General features: G+C 63.5%; 22 protein-coding genes and 1 riboswitch. Of the genes, 4 read left to right on the forward strand and 18 right to left on the reverse strand.

Annotation, left to right across the window (positions count from 1 at the left end):
- Nucleotides 1-47 precede the first annotated feature (47 nt).
- The 10 genes from KIP88_RS10480 to KIP88_RS10525 all read right to left on the reverse strand — a co-directional run bounded on the left by KIP88_RS10480 (nt 48) and on the right by KIP88_RS10525 (nt 10,429).
- Nucleotides 48-857, reverse strand: coding sequence for an SDR family NAD(P)-dependent oxidoreductase (locus KIP88_RS10480; protein WP_214487797.1), 810 nt, complete (start codon nt 855-857; stop codon nt 48-50).
- Between the two features lie 81 nt (nt 858-938).
- Nucleotides 939-1,400: a carbon monoxide dehydrogenase subunit G gene (locus KIP88_RS10485; RefSeq protein WP_214487798.1), complete on the reverse strand. Its 462-nt coding sequence runs from the start codon at nt 1,398-1,400 to the stop codon at nt 939-941.
- 9 nt (nt 1,401-1,409) lie between these two features.
- The gene (locus KIP88_RS10490; protein ID WP_214488023.1) at nt 1,410-2,243 is read right to left on the reverse strand and encodes an XdhC family protein; all 834 of its coding nucleotides are present in this window, start codon (nt 2,241-2,243) and stop codon (nt 1,410-1,412) included.
- A 12-nt stretch (nt 2,244-2,255) separates the two neighbouring features.
- Nucleotides 2,256-3,458: a VWA domain-containing protein gene (locus KIP88_RS10495; protein ID WP_214487799.1), complete on the reverse strand. Its 1,203-nt coding sequence runs from the start codon at nt 3,456-3,458 to the stop codon at nt 2,256-2,258.
- Nucleotides 3,455-4,327, reverse strand: a complete 873-nt coding sequence (locus tag KIP88_RS10500; protein WP_214487800.1) for a MoxR family ATPase — start codon at nt 4,325-4,327, stop codon at nt 3,455-3,457. The genes KIP88_RS10495 and KIP88_RS10500 overlap by 4 nt, the downstream gene beginning before the upstream one ends.
- Nucleotides 4,328-4,504: 177 nt before the next feature.
- Nucleotides 4,505-6,925, reverse strand: a complete 2,421-nt coding sequence (locus tag KIP88_RS10505) for an aerobic carbon-monoxide dehydrogenase large subunit (RefSeq protein ID WP_214487801.1) — start codon at nt 6,923-6,925, stop codon at nt 4,505-4,507.
- Nucleotides 6,922-7,422, reverse strand: a complete 501-nt coding sequence (locus KIP88_RS10510) for a (2Fe-2S)-binding protein (RefSeq protein ID WP_214487802.1) — start codon at nt 7,420-7,422, stop codon at nt 6,922-6,924. The genes KIP88_RS10505 and KIP88_RS10510 overlap by 4 nt, the downstream gene beginning before the upstream one ends.
- Before the next feature lie 14 nt (nt 7,423-7,436).
- Nucleotides 7,437-8,300: a xanthine dehydrogenase family protein subunit M gene (locus KIP88_RS10515; protein WP_214487803.1), complete on the reverse strand. Its 864-nt coding sequence runs from the start codon at nt 8,298-8,300 to the stop codon at nt 7,437-7,439.
- Between the two features lie 163 nt (nt 8,301-8,463).
- Entirely contained in the window at nt 8,464-9,681 is a 1,218-nt protein-coding gene (locus KIP88_RS10520) for an MHYT domain-containing protein (RefSeq protein WP_214487804.1), read from the reverse strand.
- 166 nt (nt 9,682-9,847) lie between these two features.
- Nucleotides 9,848-10,429, reverse strand: a complete 582-nt coding sequence (locus KIP88_RS10525; protein WP_214487805.1) for a 6,7-dimethyl-8-ribityllumazine synthase — start codon at nt 10,427-10,429, stop codon at nt 9,848-9,850.
- Nucleotides 10,430-10,507: 78 nt separating this feature from the next.
- Nucleotides 10,508-10,673, reverse strand: a riboswitch (FMN riboswitch).
- A 186-nt stretch (nt 10,674-10,859) separates the two neighbouring features.
- On the opposite strand from KIP88_RS10525, the gene KIP88_RS10530 reads away from it, so the two are divergent.
- Nucleotides 10,860-11,840: a tripartite tricarboxylate transporter substrate binding protein gene (locus KIP88_RS10530; RefSeq protein WP_214487806.1), complete on the forward strand. Its 981-nt coding sequence runs from the start codon at nt 10,860-10,862 to the stop codon at nt 11,838-11,840.
- A 498-nt stretch (nt 11,841-12,338) separates the two neighbouring features.
- Here KIP88_RS10530 and KIP88_RS47850 read toward each other — a convergent pair whose 3' ends face one another.
- On the reverse strand, nt 12,339-12,473 hold the full coding sequence (locus KIP88_RS47850; protein WP_283848504.1) for an LON peptidase substrate-binding domain-containing protein: 135 nt from the start codon (nt 12,471-12,473) through the stop codon (nt 12,339-12,341).
- A gap of 436 nt (nt 12,474-12,909) precedes the next feature.
- Here KIP88_RS47850 and KIP88_RS10535 point away from each other — a divergent pair, with 436 nt between their 5' ends.
- Nucleotides 12,910-13,410: a YbjN domain-containing protein gene (locus KIP88_RS10535; protein WP_214487807.1), complete on the forward strand. Its 501-nt coding sequence runs from the start codon at nt 12,910-12,912 to the stop codon at nt 13,408-13,410.
- Nucleotides 13,411-13,593: 183 nt separating this feature from the next.
- Nucleotides 13,594-14,427, forward strand: coding sequence for a pyrroline-5-carboxylate reductase (proC, locus tag KIP88_RS10540; protein WP_214487808.1), 834 nt, complete (start codon nt 13,594-13,596; stop codon nt 14,425-14,427).
- Between the two features lie 100 nt (nt 14,428-14,527).
- On the opposite strand, the gene KIP88_RS10545 is transcribed toward proC, so the two are convergent.
- The 4 genes from KIP88_RS10545 to KIP88_RS10560 all read right to left on the reverse strand — a co-directional run bounded on the left by KIP88_RS10545 (nt 14,528) and on the right by KIP88_RS10560 (nt 17,550).
- Nucleotides 14,528-14,923 (reverse strand): thioesterase family protein, encoded by a 396-nt coding sequence (locus KIP88_RS10545; RefSeq protein WP_214487809.1) that lies wholly within the window; start codon nt 14,921-14,923, stop codon nt 14,528-14,530.
- 163 nt (nt 14,924-15,086) lie between these two features.
- Nucleotides 15,087-15,290, reverse strand: a complete 204-nt coding sequence (locus KIP88_RS10550) for a tautomerase family protein (protein ID WP_025590867.1) — start codon at nt 15,288-15,290, stop codon at nt 15,087-15,089.
- Nucleotides 15,291-15,415: 125 nt separating this feature from the next.
- The gene (hisS, locus tag KIP88_RS10555; protein ID WP_214487810.1) at nt 15,416-16,888 is read right to left on the reverse strand and encodes a histidine--tRNA ligase; all 1,473 of its coding nucleotides are present in this window, start codon (nt 16,886-16,888) and stop codon (nt 15,416-15,418) included.
- Nucleotides 16,889-17,031: 143 nt separating this feature from the next.
- Complete coding sequence (locus tag KIP88_RS10560) at nt 17,032-17,550, reverse strand: YegJ family protein (RefSeq protein ID WP_214487811.1); 519 nt, start codon at nt 17,548-17,550, stop codon at nt 17,032-17,034.
- A 294-nt stretch (nt 17,551-17,844) separates the two neighbouring features.
- Here KIP88_RS10560 and KIP88_RS10565 point away from each other — a divergent pair, with 294 nt between their 5' ends.
- Nucleotides 17,845-18,063 (forward strand): hypothetical protein, encoded by a 219-nt coding sequence (locus KIP88_RS10565; protein ID WP_214488036.1) that lies wholly within the window; start codon nt 17,845-17,847, stop codon nt 18,061-18,063.
- A 25-nt stretch (nt 18,064-18,088) separates the two neighbouring features.
- Here KIP88_RS10565 and KIP88_RS10570 read toward each other — a convergent pair whose 3' ends face one another.
- The 3 genes from KIP88_RS10570 to KIP88_RS10580 form a co-directional block, all read right to left on the reverse strand.
- Entirely contained in the window at nt 18,089-18,277 is a 189-nt protein-coding gene (locus KIP88_RS10570; RefSeq protein ID WP_214487812.1) for a hypothetical protein, read from the reverse strand.
- A gap of 322 nt (nt 18,278-18,599) precedes the next feature.
- Nucleotides 18,600-19,490 carry a branched-chain amino acid aminotransferase gene (locus KIP88_RS10575; protein WP_214487813.1) on the reverse strand — a complete coding sequence of 297 codons (891 nt, stop codon included), beginning with the start codon at nt 19,488-19,490 and terminating at the stop codon, nt 18,600-18,602.
- Nucleotides 19,491-19,647: 157 nt separating this feature from the next.
- Complete coding sequence (locus KIP88_RS10580; protein WP_214487814.1) at nt 19,648-20,724, reverse strand: branched-chain amino acid aminotransferase; 1,077 nt, start codon at nt 20,722-20,724, stop codon at nt 19,648-19,650.
- Nucleotides 20,725-20,899 lie beyond the last annotated feature (175 nt).

The following is a 20,899-nucleotide window of genomic DNA, read 5'->3' on the forward strand; positions in this document are numbered from 1 at the left end:
CGGGATAGATGGTGGGCACGCTTCGCTTTGCCCACCCTACGGCGTCATCACTCGAACCCCGGCCGCGGCACCAGATTCATCAGCATATTGGCATAACCGCCATCAACGGTGATCTCGTCACCGTTGACGTAGGATGCACGGTCACTGGCGAGGAACAGGATCGCGTCGGCCATATCCTGCGGCATGCCGACCCGCCGCATCGGCACCACCGCTGCGCGTCGCTCGGTGACTCCAGGCGTATCGTAGAAGGCCTGGCTCATCGGCGTGATCACCATGCCGGGGCTGACGACGTTGCTGCGGATGCCGTGCGGTCCCCATTCGTTGGCGAGTTGCTGCGACAGCATGATCACGCCGGCCTTGCTGACGCTGTAGGCACCGCTCTGCCCCTGCGCGTTGCTGCCGGCGATCGACGCCACATGAACCAGGCTGCCGCGGCGATGCTCGCGCATCTGCCGGCCGAAAACCTGCGCGCAGACGAAGTAGCCGGTCAGATTGACCGCGAGGACGCTGTTCCATTCGGCCAGGGACAGGCTGTCGAGCGCGCCGGGCCGCAGCACGGCGGCGGTGTTGACCAGCACGTGGCACGGTCCCAGCGATTTCTCGATGGTCTCGGATGCGGCGGTGACGCTCTCGACGCTCGACGTGTCGCAACGGGCGATGACATGGTCAGTACCGAACTTGCCGAGTTCGGCGCGCGTCACCTCGAGGCCGCGTTCATCAAGATCGATGGCGGCGACACGCGCGCCGGCCTGGGCGAAACTGATGGCAACAGCGCGGCCGATCCCGCCGCCGCCACCTGTCACCACACAGACACGGCCAGACAGGCCGAGCCAATCGGAAGATTTTTGTTCGGCCATGACGTCCGCGCTCCTGTCCAGTGATACGACCGGCGGCAGCATAGCTGAAAGCCGGTCCAGACCGGGAAACGAATTCCGGCGCTAAACGCCGGCCGCGACGTTCTTTCCGACCACCTCGCCGAACGACTTGAAGAATTCGGCTGCAAGTTTTCTTGCCGTGGAATCGATCAGCCGGGCGCCGAGCTGGGCGAGCTTGCCGCCGATCTGCGCGTCGACGTCGTAGTGCAGCACCGTGAAGTCAGGCCCTTCCGCTTCGAGGCGCACGAGCGCGCCGCCCTTGGCGAAACCGGCCACCCCGCCAGACCCCTCGCCCGAAATCCGATAGCTGTTCGGCGGGTCGAGATCGGACAGGGTCACCTTGCCGCCGAAGGTCGCCTTCACGGGCCCGACCTTGAAGACGACGGTTGCGGTCATCTCGGTGGGTGAGGACATGTCGAGGGACTGACAGCCGGGGATGCACTGCTTCAAAATCTCGGGATCGTTGAGCGCCGCCCAGACCGCTTCCTTCGAGGCCAGGATGCGCTGGCTGTCGTTCATCTGCATGGTCAGTCCTTAACTTTCTGCGGGATTGGCCGTGCGCTGGCCGCGCCGGCGTTCGACGGTGATTTCGGCGAGGATCGACATCGCGATCTCTTCCGGCGTGATCGCGCCGAGATCGAGCCCGGCCGGCGCCTTGACGCGGTCGATCGCGACCGCCTCCGATCCGCCGGCCACGAGCTTTTCGCGCAACGCCGCCATCTTGCGGCGGCTGCCGACGAAGGCGTGATACTCGGCCTTGATGGCGAGCGCGGCGCGCAAGGCGGCCTCATCGCCCTTGCCCTGGGTAGAGACCACGACGAAACGCCTGGCATCGTTGAGGTAGCGGGGCGCGAAGCCGTCGACGATGACATGGGCATCTGGCTCGGCGGCGATATCGGCGGCCGGCGCGGCCAGCGTGACGTGATAGCCGAGCTGCCGACCCTGCGCGGCCAGCGACATCGCGACCGGACTTGCGCCGAAGATCACCAGCGAGGGATGCGGCAGCACCGGCTCGACGAAAATATCCATGGTCCCCTTGCTCGGACACATGTTGCTGGCGAAGCGGATGCCCTCGCGATTATCGCCCGGCTTGACGCCGAGTTCGGCGAGGAGATTTTCGGGCCGCACCGACACCATGCGCGGCTCGCCGTCCAGCAGCGCTTCGCGTGCGGCTTTCAGCACCGCGCCCCGCGCGCAGCCGCCGCCGATCCAGCCCGCCACGATGGTGCCATCAGGGCGAATGATCGCCTTCGCGCCGGCTTTCGCCGCCGTCACCGACACCGTGCGCACCACCGTCGCCAGCACGAACGGCTGCTCGGCGGATTTCATCTGCGCGACCAGATCCATCACTTCGACATGCGCGCTCATTGTGTGGCCCATCTATAGTTTCGCCAAATAGGGTTCGAGCGCAGTCAGGCTATTGAGCGTATTGGCCGGCGCGTAGAGATCGACGTGCGGCAGCGCCGCCTTGATGCCTGCGGCTTCGGGTGCGTAGCCCTCCCACGCCATCATCGGATTGAGCCAGACGATGCGGCGGCAGCGGTGGCCGAGCGCCGCCATCTCGCGGCCCAGCAGCGCGGCGTCGCCGGTCTCGTAGCCGTCGGACACGATCATCACGACGGTGCGCGAATGAACGACGCGCGCGGCGTGCCAGCGATTGAACGTCTGCAGGCTCTCACCGATCCTGGTGCCGCCGCCTGCGCCCTGCGCCATGATCGAGAGACGATCGAGTGCGCGCGCAGCGTCCTTTTCCTTCATCGCATCTGACACGTGCGCCAGCCGCGTGTGGAACAGGAACGCCTCGGCCTCGCGAAACTGATCGAGTACGCCGTGGATGAAACGCAGGAATACGCCGGTGTACATGCTCATCGAGCCGGAAGCATCGAGCAGCATGACGAGCCGCAACGGTTTTTCCTTGCGCTGCCGCTTGACGAGGTCGATCGGCACGCCGCCGTGGCTGATATTGCCGTGAATAGTCCGGCGCAGATCGAGCCGGTAGCCGCGCCGCCGCGCCAGATCGCGCCGCGTCAGCCGCGTACGCATCGCCCGTGCCAGCCGCGCGGCCGCTTCATGCGCCTGCTCGATTTGCGCGGGATCGGCCAGTTTACGGAAATCCACCTCGGCCAGATTGTCGGCACGTGAGGCCCCTTCCATGCGGCCTTCGCCGGCGCGATCGGCGCCGGCATCGTCGGTGGAAGGAACCTGATCCATCGCCGCCTCGCCGCTGGATCGCTGGCTGTCAGCCAGGCTCTTCAGCGACGGATTGCTCGCGGACTTTGACGAGCCCGTGGTTATCAACCGCGACCGCACGCGCTTGCCTAGCCAGAACGCGTCGAAAATGCCGTCGAATTTTTCCCAGTCAGACTTCCGCGCCGAGAACAGGTGCTTGAACGCCGAACGCAACAGGCCCGGTTTGGCCGCGTAGCCAGCCGTCATCAATTCTGCCGCGTCCTGGCCTTCGGCAAGGCCTACGGCGAATCCGCTGTCGCGCAGGGTTTTGAGAAACGCGGCGAGCCTTGACGAGACGAGGCGCGAGACCTCGTCGAGCTCTTCGTAGCCGGGACTGGTGCCGCAGCAGCTCATGCGACCTTCCCCAACAGGCGTTCGCTGACCTCGCGCGTGACCCGCGACTTATCCTCATACGTCTTGAGCAGGCACATCAGGGTTTCGTGGACCGTTTCAGGCGCGTCGTGCAGATCGCGCACATCGAGCCCGACCAGAGCCGCCGCCCAGTCCAGCGTCTCCGCGACGCCCGGGACCTTGCGCAGTTCTTCTTTGCGGATGCCTTCGACCATGCGCGCGATCTGCAGCGACAGCGACGCGCTGGCGCCATCGATCCGCGCCATGATGATGCGCGCTTCGCGATCGACATCGGGGTAATCGACATAGTGATAAAGGCAGCGGCGGCGCAGCGCGTCAGAGAGTTCGCGCGTGCCGTTTGAGGTCAGCACCACATGCGGGATCGTGGTTGCCTTGATCGTACCGAGCTCAGGGATCGAGACCTGGAAGTCCGACAACAGTTCGAGCAGGAACGCCTCGAACTCGTCGTCCGCGCGATCGATCTCGTCGATCAGCAGCACCGGCGGCTTGTCGCGCCTGATGGCGGCCAGTAACGGCCGCTCCAGCAGGTATTTTTCCGAAAAGATCTGGTCTTCGATGGCGTCGGCATCGCTGCCGCGATGCGCCTGGATCGCAAGCAATTGCCGCTGGTAGTTCCACTCATAGAGTGCGGACGATTGATCCAGCCCCTCGTAGCATTGCAACCGGATCAACGCGGTCGCGTGCGCTGCCGCCAGCGCTTTCGCCACTTCGGTCTTGCCGACGCCCGCCTCGCCTTCCAGCAGCAGCGGACGTCTGAGCAGTTGCATCAGCGAGATCGCGGTCGCGAGTTCGCCGTCGGCGATATAGCCTGACGCCGCCAATGCTTGCGCGATCTCTTCGCGGTTCTTCATTGCTTCTCCGGTGGCCTCATGGTTCGAGACGCCCGCCTGCGGCGGGCTCCTCACCATGAGGGTCTGAGACCTTGGCTTGCTGCATCAGTCGTCATTGCGAGGAGCGAAGCGACGAAGCAATCCATTCTTTCTTCGCGCCGCCATGGATTGCTTCGCTGCGCTCGCAATGACGAGAGACTACGCAACGGCTCCCAGATCCTTCGCTGCCTTCCAGTTACGCCAGTAATCATGCGGCATCTGGATATGGGTGGAGCCAAGGAACGAGAAGGCATCATTGACCGCGTTGGAGAACGCCGGCACGCCGCCGACATTCGGACTCTCGCCAACGCCCTTGGCGCCGATCGGGTGATGCGGCGACGGCGTGACGGTGAAGTCAGTTTCCCAATGCGGGGTCTCGACCGCGGTCGGCATGAAGAAATCCATGAACGAGCCGGTGACCACGTTGCCGTCGGCATCGTAGCGAATTTCCTGGCCCATCGCGATTGCGAACGCCTCGGTGAGGCCGCCATGCACCTGGCCCTCGATGATCATCGGGTTGATGCGGGTGCCGCAGTCGTCCAGCGCGTAGAAGCGCCTGACCTTGTAGACCCCGGTATCGACGTCGATGTTCATGACGCAGATATAGGCGCCGAACGGATAGGTCATGTTGGGCGGATCGTAGTAGCTCACCGCCTCCAGCCCCGGCTCCATGCCAGGAGGAACCGAATTGTAGGCCGCCCAGCAGATGTCTTTCATCGACATCGTCTTCTCCGGCAGGCCCTTGACGCGGAAGCCGTCGATATCCCATTCGAGGTCGTCTTCATGCACCTCGAGCTTGTAGGCCGCGATCATCTGCGCTTTGGCTTTGATCTTGCGCGCCGCCATCGCGATGGCGGCGCCCGCCACCGGCGTCGAACGCGAGCCGTAAGTGCCGAGCCCATAGGGCGCGGTATCGGTATTGCCCTCTTCGACCATGATGTCGTCGGCGGGAATGCCGATCTCGGTAGCAATGATCTGGGCCCAGGTGGTCTCATGGCCCTGGCCCTGGCTCTTGGAGCCGACCCGCGCGATGCCCGCACCGGTCGGATGCAGGCGGATTTCGCAGGAATCGAACATCGCAATCCCTAAGATGTCGCAGTTCTTCGACGGACCGGCGCCGACGATCTCGGTGAAGAACGACACGCCGAGGCCCATGATCTCGCGGGTCTCGCCGCGCTTGAACGCCGCGCGCAGCAAAGCCTGCTCCTTGCGCAGGCCGGCATAGTCGACCGTCTCCATCATCTTGCGCATGGCGGTGTGGTAATCGCCGGAATCGTACTCCCAGCCCAAGGCCGAGTGATACGGGAACTGCTCTGGCTTGATGAAATTCTTCAGCCGCAGTTCGGCCGGATCCATGTTGAGTTTCTGCGCCAGAATATCCATCGCGCGCTCGATGCAGTACGCCGCTTCGGTGACGCGGAACGAGCATCGATAGGCGACGCCGCCCAGCGCTTTGTTGGTGTAAATGCCGTCGACCGAAAGATGCGCGGTCGGGAAATCATACGACCCCGTGACGATATTGAAGAACCCGGCCGGCCATTTCGAGGGATCGGCGCAGGCGTCGAAGGCGCCATGATCGGCCAGCACGTGCACGCGCAAGCCCGTGACCTTACCCTCCTTCGTGGAGGCGATCTCGGTCGTCATGTGATAATCGCGCGCGAACGATGTCGCCGTCAGGTTTTCGATCCGATCCTCGACCCACTTCACGGGCTTGCCCGTCACAATCGAAGCGACCGCCGCGCAGATATAGCCGGGATAGGCGCCGACCTTGTTGCCGAAACCGCCGCCGATGTCTGGCGAGATCACATGGATCTTGTGTTCCGGAATTTTGGCGATCAGGGCTACGACCGTGCGGATCACATGCGGCGCCTGGAAGGTGCCCCAGATCGTCAGCTCGCCCCTGATCTTGTCGAACGAGCAGACGCACTGGCAGGTCTCCAGCGGCGACGGATGGGTGCGATGATAGGAGATCATCTCCTTGATCGTCACCTCCGCCTTGCGGAAGGCGGCATCCGTCAGGTCCTTGTCGCCGACGGTCCACTCGAAGACGTGGTTGTGGTGCTTGCGCGGGCCATGCACGCCCGTGGTCTTGCCGGCGAGATCCTCGCGCAGCACGGGCGCATCCTTGTCCATCGCCTTGAACGGATCAATCAGCGGCGGCAGCGGTTCATATTCGACCACCACCTTGTTGATGCCGTCATCGGCAGCATAGCGATCGGTGGCGACGACGAAGGCGACCTCCTGATTCTGGAACAGCACCTTGCCGTCGGCCAGCACCATCTGCACGTCGCCAGCGAGCGTCGGCATCCAGGCGAGGTTGACGGTCTTCAGCGTCTCGGCGGTGATGACCGCCAGCACGCCCGGCACTTTCAGCGCCTCGGTGTCGTCGATCTTCTTGACGCGCGCGTGTGCATGCGGCGAGCGCACGAAATCGCCATGCAGCATCCCCGGCAGCTTCAGATCGTCGACGTAATTGCCCTTGCCTTGCGTGAAGCGGATGTCCTCGACCCGCTTGCGCTTGCAGCCCATGCCTTCGAGTTTGGCTTCGCGTTGTTCCCGCGTGGGAGTCATGTCGTTCATTCCGCAGCCTCCCTGAATTCAACGCCGTTGATCTTGGCGGCGGCATATTGAATGGCTTTGACGATGTTCTGGTAGCCGGTGCAGCGGCAGATATTGCCTGATATGCCCATCCGGATTTCTTCCTCGCTCGGAGACGGATTCTCCTGGAGCAGCCGATGCGCGCGCAAAATCATGCCGGGCGTGCAGAAGCCGCATTGCAGCCCATGCATCATCCGAAAACCTTCCTGCAACGCCGACAGCGAGCCGTCGGCATTGGCGACGCCCTCGATGGTCATGATGTCGGAACCTTGGGCCTGCACGGCGAACATGGTGCAGCTTTTCACCGACATGCCATCGATATCGACGGTGCAGGCGCCGCAATGGGTGGTCTCGCAGCCGATATGGGTGCCGGTGAGCGAGAGATTTTCGCGGATGAAGTGCACCAGCAGCGTGCGCGGTTCGACGAGGCCTTCGACCTCGGCGCCGTTCACCTTCATGGTGATATGGGTTTTTGCCATTTTGTGATCCCCTCTCAACTTGCGCGGCCGACGGCGCGCTGCAGCGCGCGCGTCACCATGATGCCGCCGACATGTTTGCGGTATTCGACCGGGCCGCGGGCGTCCGCAGCCGGCGACATGATCGCGACCGCCGCCGCGGCGGCGATTTTCAGCGCTGCCGGATCGAGGCTGGTGCCGATCACCGCTTTCGCAGCATCCTCGGCAAGCAGCGGCGTTTCCGAAAGGTTCGTTAGCCCGATCTTGCAAGTGGCAACCTTGCCGCCCGCCATTGTCAGCACGACGGCGGCTGCGGCGGTGGCGTAGTCGCCCACCTTGCGCTTCAGCTTCTCATAGGCGTAGCCGTGACCGGTGGCGGGTACGGGGATGGAGATCGAGGTCAGGAGTTCGCCGGGTTCGAGCGCCGTGAAATAGGCCCCCTGGTAGAACTCAGCTGCGGCGACCTCGCGTGCGCCGGACGCGCCTTCGAGCCGATAGCTCGCGCCCAGGGTCATCATCAGCGCCGGCATGTCGTTGCCGGGATCGCCATTGGCGACATTGCCGCCGATGGTCCCGCGATAGCGCACCTGAGGATCGGCGATCAGAAGCGCGGTTTCGTCCAGAATGGGCAAAGACTTGCCGATCTCGTCGGATGCCAGCAATTCGTGCTGGGTGGTCATCGCGCCGATCACGATCGTGTTGCCGTCGCGCCGGATGCCCTTGAGGCCTGCGATACCATGCAGATCGACCAGATGCTCTGGGCTCGCGAGCCTGAGCTTCATCATCGGCACCAGGCTGTGGCCGCCGGCCAGCGGGCGCGCCTCATCACCCAGGGTCGAGAGCAGTTTGACCGCGTCGGCCAGCGTCGCCGGCCGGTGATAGCTGAATGGGCCAGGGATCATCGTCTCCTCCAAATCGTCCTTTGGGCGCTTCTCTTTGGCGCGTGGACGTTGGTGGGAGGCTGATTGGAGAGGTTCTAAAACGCAATCGCGCGGGCACAAGGACAGGAAAATCGCACGAAATGCGGAAAGCCGCGCACGAAATGCGTCAGCCTGGCCGACCTAATCAGGAGGCATGCCGCCTGACGAGGCCAAGCCGGGCCTTCACCTCGGCGATCCTGGCCCGGCTCACCGGCACGCGATGCGGCGACGGGCCGTCGAGTTCGACGATCGCGCCATCGCCTTCCTTGCGAACCAGTGTGACATGCGCCATCGCCACGATGTGGCTGCGGTGCACCCGGACGAACAGGCCGGGGTCGAGCCGCGCCTCGGCGTCCGAGATCGACCACGGGCACATCCGCTCCCGAATGCCGTCATGGACCTTGGTGTAGTGGGCGTCGGCCCGGACGCTCCGGATCTCCGCGGCGTCGATGAAGTGGGTGCCGTCGACACCCTCGACCGGCAAGCGGGGCACGGGCGCGGCTCGGGGCGGTTGGCCGATGCCGCCGAGCGGGGTTGGCCGTAGTCGCGGACTGGTGGGGGCCGCGCTGGTGTCGGTTGAGGGAACGTCCATCCCGGCAGTGGCCCCACCCGGAACCAGGGCAACGGCGTCGACCGCCGGCGGGACCTTCCTGCGAGGGTCGGGCACCAGCGACAGCAGAAAGCCCGCCGCGATCACGAAGCAAAGCAGCGTCACCACCAGCGAAAGCATCTGCGACGAAGCCGCCAGCCCCTCGATGTGGTGATGCGATCCGGCCGACGGCGGAACCATATGCATCCCCGCCATCGCGGTATAGTGCATACCCGGCACCGCGATGCCGAACGCCACTGCGCTCAGCATCAACTGCACGCCGCCCTGGCGAGCGAGGAACATCCGCACTCCGCCGTAGGCGGTGGCGATCGCGATCACGACCGACAGCACCACCATGGATCGGTCATGCGTCATCGCAAAATCGCCCGCGAGCCCATGCATGCCGACATAATGCATGATGGCGATACCGACCCCGAGCAGCACCGCCGAAGACACCACGCGAAGCATCGAAGGCTCGCCGATACTGACGAAAAACAGCGAAATACCCACGACCAGTGTGCAGATCAGGAACGATATGACGGTCGGCAGCACCAGATAGACCGTGCCTGCCGGCAGCGGCGCCGCCAGCATGCCGACGAAATGCATGGTCCAGATGCCGATGGCGAGAAAGAACGCGGCACCCGCCAGCAACAAGCGATGACTGGCATCCGGCGTCCCGCGGATGCGCGCGGTGAGGCCGAAGCCGGTGTATCCACCCAGAATCGCGATCACCACCGAGAGCGCGACGAGATAGGGATCGTGTCCTTCGAACATGATCGTCTCGGCCGCCCGTCTCCACGGACGTGCCTCCTCCCGCCGCCGAGTTTATAGACCCGGCGGGGGAATTGACAATCAGCCGATCGCGACTGCGGCCCGCGGTCCGGCCAAGCCGGACCGCGACTTCATGTTTGACGCGTTTTCGTTCGAAATCGTGACGATCTCACACGATTCCTGCCGCGACCTGGCCGCGCAGCCGCTCAAGACTGTGCAGCGTGTTGGCACAGGCTTCCGCGACCTCGATGCCCTTGATGACGAAATGCTTGCGGAAGAAGTCGTGATGCACGGCGCTGTCGTGGAATTGCTGCGGCGTCAGCACCGCGGAGAATACCGGGACCTCGGTCTTGAGCTGCACGTCCATCAGCGCCTTGATCACGGTGTCGGCGACGAATTCGTGGCGGTAGATGCCGCCATCGACCACGAGGCCTGCGGCCACGATCGCCGTGTAGCGCCGCGTCTTGGCGAGCAGTTGCGCATGCAGGGGTATCTCGAACGAACCCGGCACCTCGAACAGATCGACTTGCGCGCGCGAGATATGTCGCGCCTCGATCTCTTCGAGAAACGCGATGCGGCATTCCTCGACCACGTCACGATGCCAGGACGACTGCACGAAGGCGACCCGCTGCGGCTTGACGAAACGCGGATACACCGGCGCCGGCGGACGCTCGGGCACGTCAGGGACGTGGCTCACTTCGACTGTTTGGGGGTGGGATTGGACTTCAGGCTCTTGCAACATCTGATTCATGGCTTTCCTCTTTCAGGACCAGAATCAGGGCATACGGAACGACGCCGGCCTACGCGCAAACGTGCGAAGGCCGCCGCAAACCGTTCTCTTTCATCCGGACTGTAACCGTCGGCTTCGGATTCACACCGAATCTGCTGACCCTTCTTTCCCAAAGAAAACTTCGTGAGAGAAGAAGGCGCTCGCGGGCTTGGGCTACGTCACCCTTACCGCCGGTGGGGACTTTCACCCCGCCCTGAGAACATCGGCCGCCCGGAATGGACGACCTGCCTGAGGATATGACCAACGCCGGGGCGTCAGCAAGCACCTTTGACATGGGGAATCGGCATGTCCCCATGCCGCCGGAACAGGGCGCACAAGCGTAATCCGCTGATGGCCTTTACCCGGGCCGCGGCAGTTGGGATAGGCTTCTGCAAACAGGGGGGCGCTCGACATGAAACTTCTTCTTCGCCGCAATTTCCTCAAACTCGCCGGCGCACTCATCGCCGCCCCCGTCTTGCCGCAACTGGCGTCCGCGCTCGATTATCCGACGCGGCCGACGAAAATCGTCGCCGGTTTCGCTGCCGGCGGCGGCGTCGACATCACCGCGCGCCTGATCGGCCAGTGGCTGGCCGACCATCTCGGGCAGCCCTTCGTGGTCGAGAACCGCACCGGCGCCGGCGGCAATATCGGCACCGAGGCGGTCGTGAACGCCGCTCCTGACGGCTACACACTGCTGCTGGCAACGGTCCCGAACGCGGTCAACGCCTCGCTCTACGAAAAACTGAACTTCAATTTCGTCCGCGATATCGCACCGGTCGCGGGCGTCATCCGCGTGCCGATGGTGGTGCTGGTCCATCCAGCAGTCCCCGCGCAGACGCTTTCCGAATTCATCACTTACGCCAAAGCCAATCCGGGAAAGGTCAACATGGCATCGGCTGGCAGCGGCAGCGCGCCGCATATGGCGGGCGAGTTGTTCAAGATGATGACCGGCGTCAACATGGTCCACGTGCCCTATCGCGGCCAGGGGCCGGCGCTATCGGATTTGCTCGGCGGCCAGGTGCAGATCCTGTTTGCGGCTGCGCCCGGCACCGCCGATCACATCAAGACCGGCAAGCTGCGCGCGCTCGCGGTGACCACGGCCGCGCGCATGCCGGATCTGCCGGAGGTTCCGACGGTGGCGGATTCCGTGCCGGGCTATGAAGCCAGCCAGTGGTACGGCTTCGCCGCGCCGAAAAACACGCCGGCCGAAATCGTCGAGAAGCTGAACAAGGAAATCAATGCGGCCATCGCCGATCCCGGCATGAAGGCAAAGCTTGCCGCCATCGGCGGCAATCCGATGCCGGGTTCACCGGCCGATTTCGGCAGGCTGATCGCAGACGAAACCGAGAAGTGGGGCAAGGTGGTTCGCACCGGCGGCCTCAAGCCGGAGTAAGGCGGCCGAGTTCCGACGAGACCTGGAAGCTGATCAACCAGTTCTCGGCTGAAGACCGCTGGCGCTGACGGCCGGCTTTCCACCGTGCGCGGCGGCCTCGTGCTTCACGAATCCTTAGAGCCGGCATCCGACAGCGGGATGGGTTGGAGTCGAATCGATTAGCCGTTAGCGCGAAGCACGAACGATCTCGTGTCCCGGACGCAGTGCAGGTACACCGCAGGGCCCAGACACAAATCGCGAAAACAACCCCATGCAAAGTACAATGGGCCGCGGCTCGCAGCACTCACGCCGCTTGCATCTCGGGCACGAAATGGTCCGTCGTCACGGCCCCACCTAATCTCACAAGCCGATCCGCGAACCTTTGCTGGGGCGGTATGGTCTGCGCGTCGATGCTTCCCGCTCCTGCGTCGAAATCGAAGGCGCGTGGCTGGCGACAGCCATTGAAGCGTGTCCGCTGGTTGCACGCGAGAAATAGCCCGCAGCGTTCCCGCCGGTCCTTCAAGCCGCCTGTTGGTCTGCTTTGAGCAGCTCGAGAATGTTCTCCAGCCGCGTGACCACGTCGGTGATTTCCAAAAGCTGTTGCCGCTGGTCTATCTCGACCGACAATAGCGGAGCGACTACATCGGCCGACATCCCGGCCCGACATGGCGCACACTTCGGGCGGGAACCGATCTCTGCCTCGACATGTGCGAGCGTGTCGGCGGCGGGGAACGCAAAATGAGGCCATCCCAAGGAAATTAGCGATCTATTAACCATTTAGCGATCTATTAACCATTGTGGCAGGCCGGCCCGATTTCTCCAGCCCCTAGACTCCGCGACGCTCGAATCCGATTCCGGTTTGTTCTCACATTAATAACTGTGGCCGCGATCTGTTGTGGACGACGCCGCTTTGGCCTGTGGACGGACTCAGGGGTCAGTTGCGCGGATTCCGCAAATCACATCAGTTGAGTTTCGGCAGCCCCGGAGCGATCAGCGATCGGGGGATTGCAGCCGGCGGCGGCGCACGAGTTCAACGCGCGCCGTGCTCCGTGTGCGTATCAGAAGAATTCAAAAACAAGGTCGAGACGGCATGTCCCTCCTCGAAGGCATTATCGATTCCCGGAACAACCCGCTCGCGGCGGTCGAGGACATTGCCGCCGAGAACAACTGGGCGTTCGAGCGCTCCGGCGAGGACGAAGTCACTATCGTCTCCAAGGGGAGCTGGACGGACTATCAGCTCTCCTTCACCTGGATGGCGGAGATCGAGGCGCTGCATCTGGCCTCCGCCTTCGACATGAAGATTCCGCCTGCGCGCCGCGCCGAAGTACAGCGGTTGATCGCGGCGATCAACGAACAATTATGGATCGGCCATTTCGACATCTGGACCCATACCGGCATGATCATGTACCGGCAGGCGCTACTGTTGCCGGGCGGGCTGACTGCCTCGACCACGCAATGCGAGGCCATGCTGGCCGGCGCCATCCACGCCTGCGAGCGCTATTACCCCGCGTTCCAGTTCGTGGTCTGGGCCGGGAAGACCGCCGCGGAGGCGATGAGCGCGGCGATGTTCGATACCGAGGGCGAGGCGTAGGCCCTCGTCGCTTCCGCACGCGCGCGGTCGTCCCTGCGAACGCAGGGACCCATACGCCGTGACCTCAGGGCTCAAGCAAACTGCTTGTGGCTCTTCTCGCGCTTCACTAAAAACTCCTGTGGTTATGGGTCCCTGCGCCCGTGCGCAATTGCGCACTCGGCAGGGACGACGAGGGAGTGTCGCATGTCGTCGTCGGTCACCACTGCTAGTCCCCTCGCAAACCTCCACGGCACCATCGCCCTTGCCGGCGCCGGCAAGATGGGCGGCGCGATGCTGACGGGATGGCTGGCCGGCGGCCTCGACGCCAAGCGCGTCGTGGTGATCGAGCCGCAGCCCTCCCCCGAGATCAGCGCACTCGCCGCCAACGGCGTCCGTCTCAATCCGAAAGACGCCGGCGCGGCCGATACGCTAGTGGTCGCGGTGAAGCCGCAGATGTTCCGCGAAGCGGGGCCGGCACTGAAGTCATTCGTCGGGCCGTCCACGCTCGTCGTCTCGATCATGGCGGGTACGACGATTGCGGCGCTTGAAGAAGTCTGTGGCGGCATGGTGGTTCGCGCCATGCCGAACACGCCGGCCGCGATCGGCCGCGGCATCACAGTTGCGGTCGCGGCGAAGAATGTCAGCGCCGCGCAGCGCGCCACCGCCGATGCGCTGCTGCGCGCCACCGGCTCGGTCGAATGGGTCGACGATGAAAGCCTGATGGATGCGGTGACCGCGGTGTCCGGCTCCGGCCCGGCCTATGTGTTCCTGCTCGCCGAAGAACTGGCGCGCGCCGGCGTCGAGGCCGGCCTGTCGGCCGAACTCGCCACAAAACTCGCGCGCGAAACCGTCGCCGGCTCCGGCGAACTGCTGCACCGCTCCGAACAGGATTCCGCGACGCTGCGCCAGAACGTCACCTCGCCCGGTGGCACCACGGCGGCGGCGCTGGAAGTGCTGATGGGCAAGGACGGAATGCAGCCGCTGATGATCCGCGCCATTGCCGCGGCGACGAAGCGATCGAAGGAACTGGCGAAGTAATCGAGAATCCGTAGGGTGGGCAAAGCGAAGCGTGCCCACCATCTATCCGCGACCGATGTCTGGAATGGTGGGCACGCTTCGCTTTGCCCACCCTCCTTTTCTACTTCGCGCCAAACCGCTTCGTAAACATCTCGACATTGACGAGGCCGCGGGCGTGGCGGCCGTCGCCGATCTTGCGATCGCCCTCGAACGCTTCGACCTCGAAGCGGATCACGCGGCGCTCCACCGCGATGACTTTAGCCGTCGTCCGCACCGTCGCGCCGACGAGGGACGCGCCGAGATGGCGGATATCGACCTCGGTCCCAACCGTGATCCAGCCGGGCTGAAGCTGGTGTTTGATGGCATCGCTCGAGGCGATCTCCATTTCCAGGATCATCATCGGCGTCGCATAGACCATCGGCATGTCGGGCACGAAATGCCCGACCGTGCGCTCGGCCGGCACGACCAGCGTCCGCTCGGCGCTCATTCCAACCTTGATGAATTCGCGTGCGTCCATGGAAAATCCTGAGGCACCACTGCTTCTACAACGTCGTCCCGGCCTTGAGCCGGGACCCATAACCACCAACGTTAATGTTGCACCAAGCTGGAGCTCCAGCCCTAAGTAACAACTAACATCGGTGATTATGGGTCCCTGCGTTCGCAGGGACGACGATGGAGAGCTACTTCTTCGCCGCCGCCGCGCGCTCCACAAACGTCTTGCCGCCCTTCATCTTGTGGGCCAGCGGCGCTTCGTTGATCTGGATCACCACCGCGTCGGCATCGACGCCGAGGTTCTTGACCAGCGCCTGCGTAATGTCACGCATCATGCCGGCCTTCTGCTCGTCGGTGCGGCCGGCGGCCATGCTCACGGTAATCTCAGGCATTGTTGTCTCCTCGTTGTCGTTTCTTGTCGCGATGGTTGGGCTTGTCCCGGCCATCTACGATCTCCCGTATCAAACAAGACGTGGATGCCGGGCACAAGGCCGGGCATGACGCCTGGAATGAATGGCTATCCCCACTTCACGTCATGGCGTGCCAGGACTTCGCGCACGGCGTCGACGAGCTTGCCTTGGTCGACCTCGTATTGAGCCTCGGCCTGTTTCTTCAAATACTCTTCGCGGTCCTTGATCTCGGTAAGGCCCGCACCAAGGATGAGATCCTTGATCTGGATCTTGCCGTTCGCCCTTTCGTCCGAACCCTGGACGATCGCGCAGGGCGCATTTCGCCTGTCGGCATATTTCATTTGCTGGCCAATGCTGTGTTTCGGATTTCCAAGATACAGCTCGGCGCGGATATTCGCGTTGCGAAGAACAGCGACCATCTTTTGATAGTCGGCGATTTCGCCTCCGAACACCGTGACGACGACCGGGCCAAATGCCGGCTTCGTGTTGACCTTTCCAAGCATCGTCAGCGCGGCCTGCAGCCGCGATACGCCGATGGAAAATCCTGTCGCCGGCACCGGCTCGCCGCGGAAGCGCGAGACGAGGCCGTCATAACGGCCACCGCCGCCGACGGAGCCGAAGCGAACGGGACGGCCTTTTTCGTCCTTGGTTTCGAGGGTGAGTTCGACCTCGTAGACCGGGCCGGTGTAATATTCGAGGCCACGCACGACGGAGGGGTCGATGACGATCTGATCCGAACCATAGCCCGATGCCAAAACAAGCTTGCCGATCGCGTCGAGTTCGTCGCGGCCCCCTTGTCCTATCTTGCTGTCGCGCAACCGCGCGTCGATCTGAGCGCCCTGTTCGATCGCACCGACGACCAATGCGATGTCATCGGGCTTCAGGCCGGCGCCCCTGGTGAAGTCACCTGATTCGTCCTTGCGGCCATCACCGAGCAGTTGCTGCACGCCCGAAATGCCGAGGCGATCGAGCTTGTCGATCGCGCGCATCACGGTCAGCCATTGCCCGTCATCCGCAATGCCTAGCGCGTCGCGCACGCCGTCGAGCACCTTGCGGTTATTGACCTTCACCAGATAGGAGCCGCGGGGAATACCCAGCGCTTCCATCGTGTCCGCAGCCATCATGCACATCTCGGCATCCGCCGCGGGCGACGCTGAGCCCACGGTATCCGCGTCGAACTGCATGAACTGGCGAAAGCGGCCGGGGCCGGGCTTTTCGTTGCGGTAGACATAACCCGCGCGATAGCTGCGATAGGGCTTCGGAAGCGCGTCGAAATTTTCCGCCACGTAGCGCGCCAGCGGCGCGGTCAAATCGTAGCGCAGCGAGATCCACTGCTCGTCGTCGTCCTGGAACGAGAACACGCCCTCGTTCGGCCGGTCCTGGTCGGGCAGGAATTTGCCGAGCGCGTCGGTGAATTCCATCGCCGGCGTTTCCACCGGCTCAAAACCGTAGCGCTCGTAGACTTCGCGGATTTTCTCGACCATCTGGCGCGTGGCGGCAATCGCCGCCGGGCCACGATCTTCCAGCCCGCGCGGTAGGCGGGCGCGGAGTTTCTGGGGTTTTTTGGGTTTTTCAGCCATGGGCGGCGTTGGTACCAGCCAAGACGCGGCCGGGCAACCGTGTCGCACGGTCAACGCCAGACCTCGTCATGGCCGGGCTTGACGGAAACTTGCGGTTTGGGCCCTGATGATTGTTAAGCCGCCGCCTTGCCCTTCGGCCCGCCCTAAGGGGTTTCCATCCTAGCGCGAAGCGCATCGGCGTCGGCCTTCGGCATTGACTTCAGCAGCGGCCTGATGGTCTCGCCGCCGACGATCTTGCCGTTCCGCGTGAACATCCAGTCCGAGATGTCGGCCTCCTTGAACTCGGCGACGTCGCCTGCCCGCTTGCCGGGCAAATCGCGCGGCGTGTTGGCGAACCTTCCCGAGTAGCGGCCGTCCGCGGTCTTCTTCACCTCGGCCATCCAGATGTGCTCGTTGCCATTCCCCGGTTTCGAAAAACGCACCTTGAGGGAGTGACCGGTCTCCGACGGCTTCGGCGCGGCGTAGGAAGCCCAGAACGTCGGCAGCGTGGCCCGCCCCTTTGCGATCGCGGCATTCATCTCCGCATTGGCGGAGCTAACGTCGATCACCGGCGAGCGATCTTCGGCCCTGACGGCCCCCGTGGGGGAGCCGAGAACCGAGAGGGCCGCCGCGACGGCGGCCGCCACGACGAATTTGGAGCATGTTGAGAGGGCTGAGGTCATTGTCACCATTCCACGAACTGAAGGCTATCCGTAAGTCCGGGGAATTGGTCGCACAAAGCCGCTGAAGAGTTCACGACTCCCGCACGGGAAGCGGGCAAAGAGGAGTGCTCTGAAAGCTACTCCGCGCCTTTTGATGCCTCACTGTCGGGCATGGAAGGCCATGCTTCCTTCTCCCCCGCTTTCCACATTCCGCGAGTTGGCCTTTGAGACGCAAAAGGGACGCGGCCGCAGCCGCCAATCCAGGAACCAGACTTTGCGCGCCGAATTATTTGTAGGTCTCCAAAGGAGAGATCCATGAGGAAGCTTATCACCGTCACCGCTCTTACGCTCCTGTGCGGCTCGGCCTTTGCCCAGAACACCGGCCCCGCTCCGCAGACCGGCATGGAGAAGCCCGGAACGACGAACGGCGCCAAGCCAGATGGTTCGATGGACAGGACCGGCATCAGCGCAACCAAGGGCAATATCAAAAGGGACAAGGACGGTGCGCCGGCCCCGAAGGACGAGAAGAAGTAAGCCGTTCGCTAACGCTGCGAGCGCATCAAGCGATGTGTCGGTGAGAACATAGATGCATTAAGGCGTCCAGCTTCACAGGTTCGCCGGTATCCTGCCAGAACAGTTTTTGACTGAGGCTGCCCGCCACTATGATGCGGTGGTGGCCGCCAACCAGTGTACCGTCTTTCGTTGCCTTGGCTATGATCTCGCCGTCTTCGTTCACGATGTTTCTCATGTGCCCTCCGTGTTGCTCTTGTCCGCCCCGTTTCCTGAGGGCTCCAAGATCGTGGCCATGATGGCTTCGCCTTTCGCCTGAAAACCGGTGCGCTCCGATCAGGTTGTGCCGCGCGGATGCTGCTGCCGGCTGGGAATGCTTCTTCGGCATCACCAACGCGGCTCCGACCAGCCGAGTTCCTCTATCCAGTTCAACAACCATGACAGACGACGAAGCCGTGACCCCGCACCTCACCGTGATCGGCGGGGTTGAACCGTGCGGCCTGAGCGGAACCCACAGGGGGAGAGGGGAAGAGAGATCCACCGAGGGAAGAAGCTGGGCCTTAGGCAGCCGCGGCCTTGCCCTTGGGCTGCACTTCGGCGGCGTAGTCCGCCATCAACTGCTCACAGATCTTGCCGGGCGTGAACTTCCACTTCCCGATCTCCGACACCGGCGTCACCTCGGCCGCGGTGCCGGTGATAAAGCATTCGGTGAAGCCGGCGAGTTCCTCCGGCATGATGCGGCGTTCGATCACCTCGATCCCTCTGCGCCTGGCGAGGTCGATCGCGGTGGCGCGGGTGATGCCGGCGAGGAAGCAGTCGGCGATCGGCGTGTGGATCTTGCCATCCCTGATGAAGAAGATGTTGGCGCCGGTGCATTCGGCGACCCGTCCGTGCCAATCCAGCATCATGGCATCCGCATAGCCTGCACGCTCCGCCTTGTGCTTGCTGATCGTGCAGATCATGTAGAGACCGGATGCCTTCGCCATCGCCGGGATTGTCGCCGGATCAGGCCGCCGGTATTCGGCCATGCCGATCCGGATGCCCTTCAGCTTCTCGGCCGGATCGAAATAGCTCGGCCAGTCCCAGGCGGCGATGGCGAGATGGATGGTGTTGGTAGGCGCCGACACGCCCATCATTTCCGAGCCGCGCCAGGCGATCGGGCGAAGATAGGCATCCGGCAGATTGTTCTTGTCGATCACGAGCTGTTTTGCGGCGTCGATCTCGGCCACCGACCAGGGAATCTCGAAATCGAGGATGTTGGCGGAGTTCTTCAGCCGCTCGGAATGCGCGGTGCTCTTGAAGACCGTTCCGCCATAGGCGCGCTCGCCCTCGAACACGCAGCTCGCATAATGCAGGCCATGGGTCAGAATGTGCACGTTGGCGTCGGCCCACGGCACCAGCCTGCCGTCGTACCAGATGACGCCATCGATCTTGTCAAACGAAACTCCCATGGCCTCTCTCCCGATTTGGCGCAAGATTCGCGCCTGACACTCCCTGATCAATTTCCAGTCCACACGCGCGCGTCGACGCGAAGCGCGGCGCACAGCCCCGCGCTCAAAGTTGAAATAGTGTGCTTGTTGCAGAGCGGCGGAATAATTCCGCCGCCGGTCACAGGACCTTTCTGATCCAGTCGTGCGGGTCTTCAGCGCGACCGTACTGGATGTCGACCAGCTTCTTGCGCAGCCCCATGGCGACGGGACCGGCCGCGCCGCCATTGATGACAAAGTCGCCGCTCGCCGAACACACCTTGCCGATCGGCGAGATGACGGCCGCCGTGCCGCAGGCGAAGGCCTCTTTCAGCTTTCCGCTGGCGGCATCGGTGCGCCACTGCTCGATCGTGTAGGCCTCCTCGCGCACGTGCGTGCCGGAATCCTTTGCGAGCGCGATGATCGAATCGCGGGTGATGCCCGGCAGGATCGTGCCGAGCGGCGGCGTCAGCAGCGATCCGTCGTCGAACACGAAGAAGACGTTCATGCCGCCGAGTTCCTCGATGTAGCGACGCTCGACGGCATCGAGGAAAACGACCTGATCACAGCCGTGCTCGATGGCCTCGGCCTGCGCGCGCAGGCTCGCGGCATAATTGCCGCCGCACTTGACGGCGCCGGTTCCGCCGATCGCGGCGCGCGTGTAGTTCTCCGACACCCAGATCGACACGGGCGCAGGTCCGCCCTTGAAATAGGAGCCGACCGGCGAGGCGATGACGGCGAAGATGTATTCCGCTGACGGCTTCACGCCGAGGAAGACCTCGTTCGCGATCATGAAAGGCCGCAGATAGAGACTGCCCTCGCCGCCCGGTATCCAGGCGCTGTCGATGCGCACGACCTGTTCGACCGCTTCGATGAACAGAGGCTCGGGCACCGGCGCCATGGCCATGCGCTCAGCCGAGTTCCGGAAGCGCCTTGCATTGGCGTCGGGCCGGAACAGGTTCACGCCATTATCGCGCTTGTAGGCCTTGAGGCCTTCGAAAATCTCCTGCGCGTAGTGCAGGATGGCCGCGGCCGGATCGAGCGAGAAATTCGCGCGGGCTTCGACGCGCGCGTCATGCCAGCCCTTGGCCTGGTTGTAGCGAACGATCGCCATGTGATCGGTGAAAATCCGGCCGAAGCCCGGGTCCGCGAGCCTTGCCGTGCGTTCCTTCTCAGGCGTTGGATTCGCCGCAGGCTGGATTTCGAATTTCAAGCTCATTCCCTTGCTTCCCGCTGTCGGGCGCGATTTCTCGCGCCGGCCTGCCTCTCCGGGCCTACTGGGTTAATAGGTCCGGACTTCCCCACCAGCCTTGCGGCCGGTCTCCATCGCCGTCATGTCGGTTGACGACATGCTTTTGCGGAATGCCGAAGTCCAGTATGTTTGCCGAAATGCC

Source organism: Bradyrhizobium sp. SRL28 (genome assembly GCF_018596315.1).
Lineage (GTDB): Bacteria > Pseudomonadota > Alphaproteobacteria > Rhizobiales > Xanthobacteraceae > Bradyrhizobium.